This window comes from Citrobacter sp. Ca225 (assembly GCF_030337175.1).
Lineage (GTDB): Bacteria > Pseudomonadota > Gammaproteobacteria > Enterobacterales > Enterobacteriaceae > Citrobacter_A > Citrobacter_A amalonaticus.
The window spans coordinates 82,962-96,738 of sequence record NZ_JAOWCD010000072.1 but is presented as its reverse complement, the minus strand read 5'-3'; the positions used below and the strand labels follow the sequence as shown (position 1 = coordinate 96,738).

At 49.8% G+C, this 13,777-nt stretch carries 16 protein-coding genes; 15 read left to right on the top strand and 1 reads right to left on the bottom strand.

Annotated features, from left to right (window positions below; translation table 11 throughout):
- The first annotated feature begins 77 nt into the window (after window positions 1-77).
- From OGW13_RS11775 to OGW13_RS11735, 9 genes are all read left to right on the top strand, one after another.
- Window positions 78-266, top strand: a complete 189-nt coding sequence (locus tag OGW13_RS11775; protein WP_072931870.1) for a hypothetical protein — start codon at window positions 78-80, stop codon at window positions 264-266.
- Window positions 263-1,108, top strand: coding sequence for an SPFH domain-containing protein (locus OGW13_RS11770; protein ID WP_057057126.1), 846 nt, complete (start codon window positions 263-265; stop codon window positions 1,106-1,108). Before OGW13_RS11775 ends, OGW13_RS11770 begins: the two co-directional genes overlap by 4 nt.
- Window positions 1,109-1,426: 318 nt before the next feature.
- On the top strand, window positions 1,427-2,128 hold the full coding sequence (locus tag OGW13_RS11765) for a hypothetical protein (RefSeq protein WP_246814627.1): 702 nt from the start codon (window positions 1,427-1,429) through the stop codon (window positions 2,126-2,128).
- Entirely contained in the window at window positions 2,121-2,477 is a 357-nt protein-coding gene (locus tag OGW13_RS11760; RefSeq protein WP_256064034.1) for a hypothetical protein, read from the top strand. The genes OGW13_RS11765 and OGW13_RS11760 overlap by 8 nt, the downstream gene beginning before the upstream one ends.
- Window positions 2,478-2,656: 179 nt before the next feature.
- A complete protein-coding gene (locus OGW13_RS11755) occupies window positions 2,657-2,821 on the top strand; it encodes a hypothetical protein (RefSeq protein ID WP_154816450.1) in 165 nt (54 codons plus the stop codon).
- Window positions 2,818-3,264, top strand: a complete 447-nt coding sequence (locus OGW13_RS11750; RefSeq protein ID WP_063160643.1) for a DUF7238 family protein — start codon at window positions 2,818-2,820, stop codon at window positions 3,262-3,264. Before OGW13_RS11755 ends, OGW13_RS11750 begins: the two co-directional genes overlap by 4 nt.
- Before the next feature lie 144 nt (window positions 3,265-3,408).
- Complete coding sequence (locus tag OGW13_RS11745; RefSeq protein WP_287116152.1) at window positions 3,409-3,594, top strand: hypothetical protein; 186 nt, start codon at window positions 3,409-3,411, stop codon at window positions 3,592-3,594.
- A gap of 99 nt (window positions 3,595-3,693) precedes the next feature.
- Complete coding sequence (locus OGW13_RS11740; protein WP_287116151.1) at window positions 3,694-4,161, top strand: hypothetical protein; 468 nt, start codon at window positions 3,694-3,696, stop codon at window positions 4,159-4,161.
- The gene (locus OGW13_RS11735) at window positions 4,148-4,348 is read left to right on the top strand and encodes a hypothetical protein (RefSeq protein WP_057057132.1); all 201 of its coding nucleotides are present in this window, start codon (window positions 4,148-4,150) and stop codon (window positions 4,346-4,348) included. Before OGW13_RS11740 ends, OGW13_RS11735 begins: the two co-directional genes overlap by 14 nt.
- A 276-nt stretch (window positions 4,349-4,624) precedes the next feature.
- On the opposite strand, the gene OGW13_RS11730 is transcribed toward OGW13_RS11735, so the two are convergent.
- Window positions 4,625-5,629 (bottom strand): RepB family plasmid replication initiator protein, encoded by a 1,005-nt coding sequence (locus OGW13_RS11730; RefSeq protein ID WP_287116150.1) that lies wholly within the window; start codon window positions 5,627-5,629, stop codon window positions 4,625-4,627.
- Window positions 5,630-5,971: 342 nt separating this feature from the next.
- Between OGW13_RS11730 and OGW13_RS11725 the strand changes: the two genes are divergently transcribed.
- The 6 genes from OGW13_RS11725 (at window position 5,972) to nrdA (ending at window position 13,751) form a co-directional block, all read left to right on the top strand.
- Entirely contained in the window at window positions 5,972-6,616 is a 645-nt protein-coding gene (locus OGW13_RS11725) for a hypothetical protein (protein ID WP_072931860.1), read from the top strand.
- Window positions 6,617-6,832: 216 nt separating this feature from the next.
- Window positions 6,833-7,918: a metallophosphoesterase family protein gene (locus tag OGW13_RS11720; protein ID WP_287116149.1), complete on the top strand. Its 1,086-nt coding sequence runs from the start codon at window positions 6,833-6,835 to the stop codon at window positions 7,916-7,918.
- A gap of 229 nt (window positions 7,919-8,147) precedes the next feature.
- Complete coding sequence (locus OGW13_RS11715; RefSeq protein WP_057057139.1) at window positions 8,148-10,064, top strand: AAA family ATPase; 1,917 nt, start codon at window positions 8,148-8,150, stop codon at window positions 10,062-10,064.
- Window positions 10,054-10,770, top strand: coding sequence for a hypothetical protein (locus tag OGW13_RS11710; RefSeq protein WP_287116148.1), 717 nt, complete (start codon window positions 10,054-10,056; stop codon window positions 10,768-10,770). The genes OGW13_RS11715 and OGW13_RS11710 overlap by 11 nt, the downstream gene beginning before the upstream one ends.
- Window positions 10,771-10,779: 9 nt before the next feature.
- Window positions 10,780-11,349, top strand: a complete 570-nt coding sequence (locus OGW13_RS11705) for a RuvC family protein (RefSeq protein ID WP_287116146.1) — start codon at window positions 10,780-10,782, stop codon at window positions 11,347-11,349.
- 77 nt (window positions 11,350-11,426) lie between these two features.
- Window positions 11,427-13,751 (top strand): class 1a ribonucleoside-diphosphate reductase subunit alpha, encoded by a 2,325-nt coding sequence (nrdA, locus tag OGW13_RS11700; protein WP_287116145.1) that lies wholly within the window; start codon window positions 11,427-11,429, stop codon window positions 13,749-13,751.
- Window positions 13,752-13,777: the final 26 nt, after the last annotated feature.

The following is a 13,777-nucleotide window of genomic DNA, read 5'->3' as shown; positions in this document are numbered from 1 at the left end:
CACCCCTTCTTTTTTGATTGCAATTAGGTAGGTAACTACCTATTTTATATAGACATTATAAAACATCGGAAAAACACATGATTAAGTTCTACACCTTCACAATTGGAGTGATTGCATCTGCCTTAGCGGTGTATCGATTCATTGTGCCAGCACTGTTCTCACTGAGTGATGATTTCGCCATGGTTTTGGCCGTTGTTATCGCTCTTTCTTATCCGGTCGCCCTGGTGACCATTTCTAAAAATGTATGGAAACGCAAAAAGAAATGAAAAAGGTAATTGTCGCGCTGCTATTAGCAGCATCCGCATTCACGCTGACAGGGTGTGATCGTGAAACCGTACCTGCGGGCTACGTTGGTGTGAAAGTCGATCTGTATGGCACTGAGAAGGGCGTACAGCAGCAGGTTGTTGGTGTTGGCCGCTACTGGCTGACCATTAACGAAGAGCTGTACAAGTTCCCAACATTTAACCAGCTGCACACGTATCAAGACCCGTTCGTCTTCCAGACTTCGGACAGCATGACCATCTCCGCGCATGTTGGCGTTGAGTACGCTGTCGAGCCTGACAAGGTGGCCAAAGTCTTCCAGACGTACCGCAAAGGCGTTGATGACATTACCACCAGCAATCTACGTCAGAACATTTCGGACGCACTGATTAAGCACTCCACCGACATGAACATAACTCAGCTGGCTGCCGGTGGAAAAACCAAGCTGCTCGATGAAGTGACCAAGGATCTGCGCGCCGGCCTTGAGCCTATTGGCATTCACATTGTGAAACTGAGCTGGACGACTGACCTGGATTATCCAAAGCAGGTTAAAGACTCCATTAACGCCAAGATCGAAGCAAACCAAAAAGCAGCGCGGGTAGAGAACGAAGTCGCTCAATCCAAAGCTGAAGCCCAAAAGGCTATCGAGTTGGCGCGAGGTGAAGCCGAATCCAATCGCATTCGTGCTGAAGCGGAGGCTAACGCTATCACCCTGCGCGGCCAGGCGCTTCGTAGTAATCCTGAAGTGCTGCAACTGGAGGCGATCAATCGCTGGGATGGTAAGACGCCGGTTTATGTCGCTGGAGGCGGCAACAGCGCCCCACCATTCGTACAGTTCAAGCCGTAACAAACACAAGGCGTCCATTTGGACGCCTTTTTCTTTCTGTCATTATGACCCATAAGAAAACAACTTGTTTGCTGAGTGAATATGAAATTCAAACACATACCACTTATTGACGTTACAACGCCCCGCTCCTTTCGGATCGCGATAGTTGACTGCTATTGGCTGACCAAGGGAGAGAACGTTGTAACTAATGAGCGTTACGGGAACTACATGTACAACTCAGACAGACGCGTTGTGGAACGAGTATTCGAACGCCACATTCAAGAGGATGGTTACAGTGTCACACATATCCCCCTCGCGTTTATTGAAAGGAGAGATTAAGTGTCTTTTGCATTAGAACCCATTGAACCAGAAATGACCCAGGTTCGGGGCGATAACGTTTCAAATCACCCTGCTTTTGGGATGGTTTCAGTAAACCGCATCCACTCAACCGGCACGACCTTATTCGCTTCTGACCTTCGCCATGCTGAAATCATAGAGCTGGAGATCTACGAAGGCCAGATGGTTGAAAGGGATGGTGTGCAAAACCCGGCGCGCGCTACACGACGCCCTATAACATCCATCAGCCTCAGTTCAGCTCAATGGGCGACTCTGGTTTGCAGCTTTGGCCTCGGCGAAGGTGTTCCATGTACGCTCAATCGCACTAAAACCGGCGATAGCGTTCGCATCCCTCCCATCAAACGGATGGAGTCCACACGGCAGCGATTTGACCGGAACATTGAAGAAGCAGCCCAGCGCCAGCTGGCAAACCTTGCTGAAGATCTGCAATCCCTCAGAACTTTAATGGCCAAGGGAAAAGCCGGTAAGCGCGAGCTGGAAGAATTGTACCGTTCAATGTCTGCCCATCTGGGCAACCTGCCTAAAAACCTATCGTTCTCAACCCAACTAATCCAAGAGTCGATGGACAGCATTGTGTCTGCCGGAAAAGCCGAATTAGAAGCGTCAGCCGTTGGCGTGGCACTTCGCCTGGGGATCAAAGAAATTGGCCGCCTGGCCGAACTGGAGAACAAAACTGATGAGTAACATCGAAGGTATCAAATGGGTGGCTGATGGTGAGCCGAATTTCTACACGCTGCTTTCAGACAAGAACTGGTTCGGGAAACTCCAGCTGAACGGAGAGATGCACCCCGTCGCGCAGGAGAAGTTTTTAAATGGCCTGTTCCCACACTTGAAAGAAGAGGCGAGTAAATCAGTAACGCCGCTCACACCGGTAAAAATCATCGAAATCATGATCGATTGGCTGGAGTGCAACGTGGATATGGGCACACCGATCATCTTTGACAATGATGATGACAAAACTGATTCGGCAAAAGCCTTACCTGCCATGTACGAAGCTCTGCGCGTACTTCGAGGTATAGGGGGGCAATCTTGACTGTTGTATGCGAAAGCGTGTGGCCGGGTGTCGATTGGTTTACTCCGGGTAAGGAGTATAGCGGTGTGTCAGATTCTGATGGCCAGGCGCTGCATACCACTGACGACTTTGGTGACGATGCCCTGATCTTCATTGACCACTCTCATCACGGCATCTTCAAAACCAAGAAGGATTAACCGATGGTAAGCCAGCAGAAAGATGACAAGGCAGCTGAGCACCAGAGATGGATTGCGGAAGGCGTAGAACTAGCCATAAGTCACCTTGAAAGGTCTGACTTTGGTGAAGAAAACGACATTCGCCTACTTCGCGAATTGTCTCTAAAACTCAAAAAGGAAATGCCATGACCAGTAAACCAAAGGGAAGCGCTCTGACAGCGCTATACAGCGCTTCTAACGCTGCGCTTGATGAAGTAGACCAGCTAAGAGCGGATGGCTTCCCGCAGCCATTGTGGGCTGAATCCATGCGCACTGCGATTGGGGAAATGGGCGCCCCCGATGTGGCTGAGAATGAGCAGCCCTGGCAAAAGCTGATCCGCGTGTATGCCGAAGAGATTGGGCCGACACCAGAACCAGAGCAGGCATTGCTGCTGAAGCTGTTCAAGGAGGCAGGTGAGAACTTACCAATTTGGCCAGGCACTTGCCACGAGGTTTTTCATTCGCAATTTAGAAAGATCGACATCTTTGAAAATTCAGTAGATGGCAAAGAGGCGATCGTCTGGTTCCTCCTTCACCTGGATGATTGCTTCCCCCGAGTAGCCGCGAAGATGTGGCCTGTAGATAACAATTAATCGCCTATTTAAGTCAAATATAATTAAGTAACCAACAACTTATAACAAGGGTATAAACACATGATAATGCTTGTCAGAATCCACTCAAGTTGTGATTTCTCAGTCTTCCCTCTGTTCATTGTTGAAGCAGAGAATGAGGAACTGATGGACGAGGCCATTGAACGCGCTATTAACAAATGCACCGGCTATGACGATGACCAGATAACCATCGACGAGAGCAATGTACGCTGGCGCGGCAGCCAATGTTGGTATCAGGAAGATACCCAACCGCTCTCCAATGAGGATGCAGAAACACTGGTGAGGATCTTATCGTTAGAAACCTACAGCTAACGCTTTCCTTACATTTCAAAAATAGGTTACTATCTACCTATCTTATGGAGTTCGCATGACAGTAGCTTTGCAATTAACCTCTCTCCTTCTGGTAGTTTTATGCCGTCAGATGAAGAAAGCCTTCGAGCCAATGCCCGGGCGCGTTTATTACGCCTTCATGCTCAGCACCGCATTATTCATGTTCCTGTCGCCGGTGCTGAAATGAAACGGATCTCGTTAATCGCATTATTGATGCTTCCCACTTTAGCCCAGGCTAACAGTCTGAAAACGTTGCAGTGTCACGCTGCCATCGTTCATTCAGTTGGAGAGCGAATTACTGGAGTTTCAGAGCGGATGACCGGTGTGCTGGTCGTTGACAGCGGTATGGAGTTTTACGCCCTGCTCGGCTCTACGATTTACAAGTCTCCCCCGCTGAAATCGCGGAAGAAGATGAAATTTGGTGTTGGCTCGGATGGCCAGACATTTATTAAAAAGGATGCCGTGTACAGCGTGTCTTCTCAGGACACCAGTATCATATTTGACGAGTGTTCCGAGGTTAGTAATGATTTACACCATGCAGAAAAGTGAGATCCAAAAAGAGAGCGGTTACTGGCGCGCAAAGGGCTTTAAGCGTGAAGGGAACGAAGAGCTTCTGGATCGCTGGGACTGCACCATCACCTTCAAGCGCAAGCAGTGGCAGCACTTCGATAAGCTGAAAAACGAAATGACGATCACAGCACCGACACTCTTTGGGCTTCTTAAGAAAATCATCTAATTGGTTATCAAGAATTGACTGAGGTATGTAGCTTTTGCATACCGCAGTCAATGGCATTTGCCGAAGTACGCAACTCTACATACCGCAGTCAAGAAATCACATATTCTGGTTGGTTCAGGGTGGTTTTCATTGACTGCGGTATGCGTATTACGTATCGCAGTCAAGATGGGATGTGAGACGCATATCTCAGTGAAGATTGCATACCGCAGTCAATATTACATACCGCAGCAAACAAACCGCATATCGCAGTCAATAAACTGCATACCTCAGTCAATTTTAGGGTTTGGATTTAGCGAGAGCTTCTGCCAGTTTGACGGGATCTATACCTGCAGTTTTCAAAGCCTTAATGACTTCGTCGTAGTTCTCTTCTGACGGCGGCTGCTCTTCAACCTTTTGTTTAGGCAGCTTAGAAGTCTGGATCAGCTTAGGATTGCGGTAGTGAACGACGAAGAAGGTGGAGTTTCCGCGTTTGGTTTCGGTGTATTCGAGGTACCCGATTTCTTTCAGTTGCTCCATGGCCTTTCTAACAGTGTGATTTTGCGTGTAAACGCTTGAAGTCAGGTTAAGCCGGTCACGAAGGCGCTTCATCGAAATGGGAGCGTGGTTCTGGGGTAGACTTTCAATGAAGGTGTACAGAGCCTGGGCTGATTCTTTACGTGGCAGTGCATCAATGGCTTTAAGTCGAAGCAGCACACGCCTGTCCATGTCATAGAGTTCGAAAAGCTTAGGCTCAGCTTCTATTTCAACAACGTTTTCAACGACATCGTATGAGGCTGATTTTACCAGGTGTGTCACCCACCCTTTCGTATCGTTCTGGAACTTAAGCGTTACGGATGCCAATTTAAACAGGGAGTTACTGATACGATCTCGCATCTTCTGGTTGGAACGTCGGCTATCGAACCCACACATCTTAACGAACTCGACAAACGTGAGCTTAAGCGCACTTCCCTGCACCCCATGCTCAGCCATTGAGCGAACGATCCCCAGCCATACCTTGAAATCAGTGTCCATATCCAAACGTGACCCTGTAATTTTCACGTCGTTGTAGCCTTCGCTCTTGGCTATGGACAACTGGACAAGTTCTTCGGTCGCATCTGTGATATTTTTACGGTTGGTCTTGCTCTTACTCGTTGATTTTAGGGTAGGAACAAACAGGCCGAGACGCATGAGAGGAACCGGCTGAACAGTGCTGGAGCTGTTAATATCCAGTGAAACGATCTCACCTGTCGATTTGTTTGTTTCTTCCAAATTCATCGGTAAGGTTTTGGATTTCTTGACCATTTTATGCACCAGCAGTTGTTCACATGCCGTAAGTGTAACTGCATATCTCAGTCAAGGTAAATACATACCGCAGTTAATGGATTTGCATACCGCAGTTGGTAGGTTCACATGTCGCAGTCATGATTCTGCACACTACAGTCAATATCGATCCTGTCTCAGCCCTGTGGTGGCGTGGGTTTGCGGCGATCGGGGATCTCTTTTGGATCTCCGTTGGGATCACTTTAGGATCAATTTATTGGATCGACACTGTGGAAATTGGGGATAAACAAAACAGGCAGTTACAGCCTAACGCCAAATTTATGCGCTACAGTCGCAAATATTTCCACCGGCAAGAGTAGACCAATGGATCTGAAACGTACACGCTGGGTTCGCCGTCTCGAAGATGGCACCTATACCATTGAGCCAGATAGCAAACTTAACTCCCAGAAAGAACTATGCGACCTCTGTGGCATTGCGTCAAAATGCCCAATCAATGAGGCACGGCACAAGTTCAAGGCTACAGGGGCTGACTTCCACTTAAATTCTTGTCTGCGGTATGTGCCACTTATCGCGTTTCGTAAACCGATCATCGGATTGAATGAGCCTTACTTCAACACGCTCCGCAGCGGAGTAACCTGGGTTAACCGTGTAGAGCCAGGCAAAATCGTGTGTCTGGTAGACGCAGCGAACGGAGAGCGAATCAGGTTCGCAAAAGTGGATCGAGTCTGTTCGGGGCCATACGAAGAAATGCTTCGCAAACATAGCCGATTCAATCACCTTTGCATGGGTGGAGAAAGCGTGGAAAAGGTTTCTGAAGTGATCCGCAAGTCCTATGGGCATTTTCTGAAGCCTGATAGTCAGTTGACGGCCATTTATCTGCGGAGCATCAACCGTGAACATGACGTTGAGTATCACACGGATCATGAGCTTGAATTAGAAGATCCTCGTGCAAAAGCACCAGTGATAGATATGGCCTCGCTTCGCAGAAAGCACGAGAAGACGATTTAACCCCCTCCAATGAGCGAACGTACCAGAAATTACGTTCGCCCTCTCTCAGAAGCATACAGAGCGAATTTAGCGATCCTCTATTATAGGTAGTTAGCTACTTATAAATATTGCATAATAGCCAGCCTGCGAACCAACCCAATAGCCTGTAGCTCTGAATTGATGGCCTATTCAGTGTTGGTAACATTGCGTTTAATTTATAACAAGCTGGAAGAACACATGACTATACCGTATGGCGTGATCTCTGATCCCCACTACCACAACTGGAATACTTTCGCGGTTTCTGACGCCAACGGGCTTAATTCCCGCCTGGCCATTCTGCTTGAATCGACAAAGGAAGCAGCCATTGCCATCAAAGAGGTTGGCGCAAAGCATCTTTTTGTTGCAGGTGACACGTTCCATGTACGCGGCACTATCACGCCATCTGTACTGCACTATGTGACGGAAACCTACAAGTGGATCATCAATGAGCTTGGCCTTGAAGTGGTCATGCTGGCTGGCAACCACGACCTCGAAACCAACGATTCTGTCTACAGCGCTAACGCAGCTGCCTCACTGCAGTCGATCGGGGTGCATATCGTTTGTGGGCAGCAGCCGTTCAGCATTGAAGTTGGTGATGTGAATGTTCATTTCATCAGCTGGCGTAACTCCCACGCCGAGCTTTTGAGTGATATGAAGGCGTTGCGAAATCGTCTTGAGGGCGACAACCACGACATCATCATTCATACCTCAGTCAATAAAGCTATTCCGACCATGCCCGATGTGGGCATCGATGCGCAGGAGCTGAAGGACATTGGCTTCCGCCTTGTTTTGTCTGGTCATTATCATAACCACAAAGAAGTCCTGCCCGGTGTCGTCAGTGTTGGTGCGTTAACGCACCAGAATTGGGGTGATGTAGGGGCTTTGGCCGGTTACATGATCGTACAGCCTGATGGCAGTTTTACCCAGCACGAAACCTCCGCTCCAAAGTTCGTCAATCTCGAAGAGGGCGTTGATGACAGCGAAGTACGCGGCAATTACGTTCGTTTCTACGCGACTATTGAAGCTGACGAAGAAGGCGTGAAGATAAAAAACACCCTCAACTCCATGGGCGCCAAAGGCGTCGTGTGCAACTTCGTTCGTAAATCCTCAATGATGACCGGCTCCGCCAGCACTTCTGCTACGTCAAAGATAGATAGCCTTGGAGAGTCAGTAAGCGCTTACTGTCAGATCATGCACGACACTGACGGCGGTTTTGATGTGAAGGCATTGGGCGCGCTTTGCAGCGACATCCTGCTTGAAGCGGAAACCGGTACTTCAGAATGATCACCGGCAAATACCAGTGGGCTGTAAATATCCTGAACAACGGAGGGACGGTCACACTCCATCGTTTTACATACCGCAGTGAACGAGTGCGTTACAAGCTCAACCGTCTTTATCGTGACGGAGTCTTGGATCGCGCTTTGTACAAAACTCACCTGGAGTTTCGTCTCAAGAAAGATCAGCCAAAGCTGACTAAACTGGCATCCAAAATAAAACATACAGAGAAAAGCACATGAAATTTTTGTCAATGAAGGTTGAGAACTTCATGGCGCTGGCCGAAGCGGAAGTTGAACTCTCCGACCGCGGGCTGGTGCTGATCCAGGGTATCAACACTGACGACTCATCAGCTTCCAGCAATGGCGCTGGCAAGTCCACCCTCATGAACAGCTTAATGTGGTGCATCTATGGCGAAACAGCACACGGTGTGAAGGGCGACGATGTGCTGTCAACGGGGAACGAGAAGAACTGTCGCGTTCAAGTAACCATTGAGGACGAAGGCAAGAAGTTCGCGATCATCCGTCACCGTAACCATAAAGAGTTCAAAAACCGTCTGATCGTTCGTGGTGAAGATGGCGACATGACTAAAGGCAAAGACACGCTTACGCAGGAGCTTGTCGAACGGCTGATTGGCGCATCGAAGGAAGTGTTCACCGCATCGATTTATGCAAGCCAAGAGGCTATGCCAGACCTGCCGGGCATGACTGACAAGAACCTTAAAGCGATAGTGGAAGAAGCTGCTGGCGTAGACCGTTTGACCCGGGCGTATTCAATTGCTCGCGAACGAGCAAATGCAGCTGCCGCGCGCGTAGATAACGTTAAGACCAAGATGGAAGGCACGCTTTCGCTGGTGGACTCAGCTGAAACAGAGCTGAAATCTGCAAAGGCATCCTCAGAAGAGTGGGAAAAGAGTCGCAGCCAGCGTTTGGAAAAGTCCCGCGAAGATCTGACCGGCGCTGAAGTTGAGCTGGCAGAGGCTGAGCTGGAGCTGCGAACCATTCCAGAACAGATCCGTGATAAGCAGAACGCCATTACCGCAGAGCGCGAAAAACTAGCAACTAAAGATGAACACGACAAAAAGCTGGTTCGTGTCCGGGCTGTTATTTCCGAAGCGGAAGGCAACATCCGTTCCGCAGAGACGTTGAAAGCGTCAGCGGTTAAACGTGCCCACAATAACAAAGCGCAGGCTGATGCCATTGATTCCAAGGTTGGCACTCCGTGCCCAACATGCGGAAAGGCTTATTGCAGCGAAGATTTATCAACCGTTAAGGAGAACTATATTGGCCAGGCACGCAGTGAAATTGCAGAAGCGCAGGCATCAGCAGCGACAGTGGCTGAACAGCAAGGCCGTCTTGATAAAGCGCGCGGCATCGAGCGGGCACTTATCGACGCAACACCAGACGTCTCAGCCATCGTTGCCCGAATCCAGCAGCTGAATGGCGAGCTAAGCACCCTAAATAAGCGCTCCGGTGAGCTGGGTTTGCTTGAGACCACCTTCCGCCGCGCTAAGGCTGAAGTGGATCGTGTCATGGCAGAAGTGAATCCGTTTCTGGCGAGCATTACGCGCCATGAAGAGAGCCTGCGCGCCAATAAATCTAAATACGCAGAACTTAAAACAGAACTTAAAAACCATCAGGATCAGGCTCAGCTGCTTGAGAAAGCGCGCCAGGTATATTCCCCAGCCGGTGTGCGTTCGCACATTCTCAGCTCAGTGACGCCGTTCCTGAACATGCGCACCGCCGAATATCTCAACACGCTGTCTGACGGCAATATCGTTGCTGAATGGTCAACCATGGAGACCACTAAGAAAGGTGAGATCCGCGACAAATTCAACATCAATGTGTCGAAAGCAGGTTCCAGCAAATCATTCATGGGTTTATCCGGTGGTGAGAAACGAAAGGTGCGAATTTCTTGCTCACTGGCATTGCAGGATCTGGTGGCCAGCCGCGCCAGCAAAAACATCCAGCTGTTTATCGGTGATGAAATTGACGATGCGCTGGACTCAGCAGGGCTTGAGCGCTTGATGGGCATCCTTGAGACCAAGGCGCGCGAGCGTGGCACCGTGATGATCATCAGCCACAAAGAAATGAAATCATGGTTCCGCGAAACTATCACCGTTGAAGTGAAGGATGGCCGCAGCTATGTCAGTTAATGAGCTGAGTTACATCCAGTTCCGGCAAGTGGTTTCTGTACTGGCATCCATTAACCTCCTGTCGGATTACGTGGACGAGCCGGTACGGCCTAAGTGGTACTTCGAGCTAAGCGAGGTAGATGACGCGCAGCGCGCCGCGTTAACGGAGTTGCTTGACGCCAGCCCGGTCATGACGACGCTGACGCATGAAAGCAACATAAAGCCGCTTATGATCAACTTAGCAGATCCGAGCGGCTATCTGCCTCGTGAGTGCGGTCTGGTCACTCTGAGTGACGTAAACACGTTGACCATGAGCATTGGCGACCCGTCACTATATCTGGATAGCCAGCAAATCAGCGCGTTCAACACTTTCATCCGCCGTCTAAAAAACAAATCGGAGCTGGTGGCCAGCGGTGGCGCTGCATTCGAAAGCGTTGCTATCAAATTCGAAGAAGGTGATGACCTCATCCGAAACACTATTGTTGAGTTTAAGGATGGCAAAGGTGAGACCATTTTTGTCGCTGACGGCGATACACATGAAAATGTTAAGCACAATCTGCCGAAGAACTACTTAAGTGAATTGTGTGAGTTCGTTGCGCAAACAATGATGACCTCAGAGGATGATGATTCATTGTTCAATGAGCTGCTGGGCGTACCATCAAGAAGCCAGCAAAAAGATGAACCGGTTAAAACGCAGGAAGCCCACCCTCAGTGGGGAACATGGTAAGGAGACCATATGAGTAAGTTGATTAAAATCGTCGGGTTAGACCCCAGCATGAGTAACTTTGGCATCGCTGCCGGCACACTCGATCTGGACACCAATGAAGTTAAGGTCACGCGCTTTGAGCTGGCTGAAACGAAGGCCGGTGGCAAGAAGAAAACGGTTCGCGTGAACAGCAACGATCTGCGCCGCGCTGGTGAGATTTGGGCGAAAGCAAAGCCAATGATTGATGAGGCACATATCGTTTTTGCTGAGCTGCCGGTGGGTAGCCAATCGTCTCGTGCTCAAACCAGCTATGGCATTTGCATCGGCGTTCTGGCAAGCATTCAAAAGCCGTTAATTCAGATCACCCCTGACGAAATCAAGAAGTATGTCGGCGGTAAAGCGAGTGTTGCTAAAGAGGACATCATTGAGTGGGCTACTCAGGAGCAACCAGACGCCCCCTGGCTGCGCCACAAGTCCAAAGGTGAAATGGTGCTGACCGGTAAGAATGAGCATCTTGCTGACGCTGTAGCGGCGATTTACGTCGGTTTAGATACTGATCAATTCAAACAGGTGGTAAGCGTACTCAAAGCAATTTTATGATTTATCGTTGATAGGTAGTCAACTACCTACTATCATGACGGCCACTATATGTAGTGGCCTTTTTATTGGGAAAACACATGATTAACATCCAGAAACGTGACGGGCGATCGGAGCCACTGAGCGAAGAAAAGTACAACCGCGTGGTAATGTGGGCGGTCGATGGCGTTGAAAACGTTAGTGCATCAGCCATTGCCCTCGGTGCTTCTGCCAGCATTTTTGACGGCATGACCACCAGCCAGTTGCATGAGGCGCTGGTGAAAGCCGCAGCTGATTTGATCAGCCCGGAAACTCCGAACTACTCCCAGGTTGCAGCCCGTCTTAATCTGTTCAAAATGCGCAAAGATGCGTTTGGTCAGTACGAATACCCCGACCTGTTCATACACATCGTGAACCTCGTTAATCGTGGCATTTACGATGAAGATTTGTTGAAACGCTATCATCCAAACGAAATTAACGAGCTGGGCAAATATCTCGATACCGCTCGCGATGATCTGTTTGGCTACGCGGCCACCGTGCAGCTGCAGGGCAAATATCTTGTCCAGAACCGCGTCACTGGAAAAATTCACGAAGCACCGCAACACATTTATATGCTGGTGGGCATGTGTCTGTTCCAGGATTGGCAGGACGGCACCAGTGGTAAAACTCGTCTGGAAATGGTCAAAGGCTTCTATGATGTCACCAGTACATTCAAGCTCTCATTGCCAACCCCAATCATGGCAGGCGTTCGCACACCGACGCGCCAGTTCTCAAGCTGCGTACTGATTGAATCTGGCGACAGTCTGAAAGCCATTAATGGTACAGCTGCCGCGATCGTCGATTACGTTTCTCAACGTGCCGGCATCGGCATTAGCTTTGGCCGTATCCGTGCGCTGGGAAGCGAAATCCGTGGTGGCGAAGCGACCCACACTGGCGTTATCCCGTTCCTGAAGCATTTCCAGACAGCCGTTAAATCCTGTTCTCAGGGCGGTGTCCGTGGCGGCGCAGCTACTGCGTATTATCCGTTCTGGCATCTGGAAACTGAAAGCCTGCTGGTGCTGAAAAACAACCGCGGTGTGGATGAGAACCGTGTACGTCATCTTGACTACGGTGTGTTGCTGAACCGTCTGATGTACCGCCGTCTTATTCGTGAAGAGAACATCACTCTGTTTAGCCCGAATGATGTGCCTGGTCTGTATGACGCTTATTTCGAAGATCAGGATCTGTTCGAAGAGCTTTACCTGAAATACGAAGCTGACCCGGCTATTCGCAAGAAGAGTGTTTCCGCCGTTGAGCTGTTCTCTTCCATGATGCAGGAGCGCGCCTCTACCGGTCGTATTTATATCGGCAACGCTGACCACATGAACGAGCATAGCTCCTTCATCCAGAGCATTGCGCCAGTGCGTATGTCAAACCTGTGTGCTGAGATTACGCTGCCAACCAAACCGCTGGTGAAAACTGACGATCCCAACGGCGAAATCGCTCTTTGCACACTGTCAGCGTTTAACCTCGGCGCCATCGATTCTCTGGGTGACCTGCAGGAAGTCGCATTCTTTGCAGTCGCGGCACTCGACTCACTGCTTGATTACCAAAACTACCCAATGGAAGCCGCAGAATGTGGAGCAAAAGCGCGCCGCAGTTTGGGTATTGGTGTAACCAACTTTGCGTATTACCTGGCGAAGAATGGCTTTAAATACTCCGACCTCGAAGGCAACAAGCTGGTTCACGAAACGTTTGAAGCGATTCAGTATTACCTTCTGGACGCCAGCTGCAAATTAGCCGAAGCGAAAGGCGCGTGTGAGTGGTTCGACGAAACCAAATACTCTCTCGGCCAGCTGCCAATTGACCACTATCGCAAGTCCCTTGATGGTCAGGAGATCAATGCGAAGCATCCGCTGCTACTCCCATGGGAACAGCTGCGCCACCGCATCAAAGTGCATGGTCTGCGTAACTCTACGCTGACAGCTCAGATGCCGTGCGAAACGTCGAGCCAGATCACCAACTCTACGAACGGCATCGAGCCGCCGCGCGGCGCTGTGTCCATCAAATCCTCTAAAGAAGGCGCCATCAAAATGGTTGTGCCTGATTATGAGAACCTGAAAGGGCAATACGAATATCTGTGGGATATGCCGAGCAACTACGGCTATCTGACCAAAGTGGCGATCATTCAGAAGTTTTTCGACCAGTCTATTTCGACCAACACGAACTATGATCCTGAGCGCTTCCCTAATGGCAAAGTCCCAATGGAAACGCTGCTTGATGATCTGCTCACCGCCTACCAGCTGGGCATTAAAACTCTCTATTACCACAACACGCGCGACGGTGCCGGCCAAACGGAAGACACCAGCGATGTGACCAGCGCGCTCCAGGCTAATCAAGAGCCAATTCTTGACGACGAGCCTGATTGCGACACCTGCACCATCTAAGCGTGGGGCAGCCGCCCCACCGTCTC

Coding starts and splice junctions, on each gene's coding strand:
- OGW13_RS11775 (WP_072931870.1), top strand. CDS start 78: ATGATTAAGTTCTACACCTTCACAATTGGAGTGATTGCATCTGCCTTA.
- OGW13_RS11770 (WP_057057126.1), top strand. CDS start 263: ATGAAAAAGGTAATTGTCGCGCTGCTATTAGCAGCATCCGCATTCACG.
- OGW13_RS11760 (WP_256064034.1), top strand. CDS start 2,121: ATGAGTAACATCGAAGGTATCAAATGGGTGGCTGATGGTGAGCCGAAT.
- OGW13_RS11755 (WP_154816450.1), top strand. CDS start 2,657: ATGGTAAGCCAGCAGAAAGATGACAAGGCAGCTGAGCACCAGAGATGG.
- OGW13_RS11750 (WP_063160643.1), top strand. CDS start 2,818: ATGACCAGTAAACCAAAGGGAAGCGCTCTGACAGCGCTATACAGCGCT.
- OGW13_RS11745 (WP_287116152.1), top strand. CDS start 3,409: ATGGACGAGGCCATTGAACGCGCTATTAACAAATGCACCGGCTATGAC.
- OGW13_RS11740 (WP_287116151.1), top strand. CDS start 3,694: ATGCCGTCAGATGAAGAAAGCCTTCGAGCCAATGCCCGGGCGCGTTTA.
- OGW13_RS11735 (WP_057057132.1), top strand. CDS start 4,148: ATGCAGAAAAGTGAGATCCAAAAAGAGAGCGGTTACTGGCGCGCAAAG.
- OGW13_RS11730 (WP_287116150.1), bottom strand. CDS start 5,629: ATGGTCAAGAAATCCAAAACCTTACCGATGAATTTGGAAGAAACAAAC.
- OGW13_RS11725 (WP_072931860.1), top strand. CDS start 5,972: ATGGATCTGAAACGTACACGCTGGGTTCGCCGTCTCGAAGATGGCACC.
- OGW13_RS11720 (WP_287116149.1), top strand. CDS start 6,833: ATGACTATACCGTATGGCGTGATCTCTGATCCCCACTACCACAACTGG.
- OGW13_RS11715 (WP_057057139.1), top strand. CDS start 8,148: ATGAAATTTTTGTCAATGAAGGTTGAGAACTTCATGGCGCTGGCCGAA.
- OGW13_RS11710 (WP_287116148.1), top strand. CDS start 10,054: ATGTCAGTTAATGAGCTGAGTTACATCCAGTTCCGGCAAGTGGTTTCT.
- OGW13_RS11705 (WP_287116146.1), top strand. CDS start 10,780: ATGAGTAAGTTGATTAAAATCGTCGGGTTAGACCCCAGCATGAGTAAC.
- nrdA (WP_287116145.1), top strand. CDS start 11,427: ATGATTAACATCCAGAAACGTGACGGGCGATCGGAGCCACTGAGCGAA.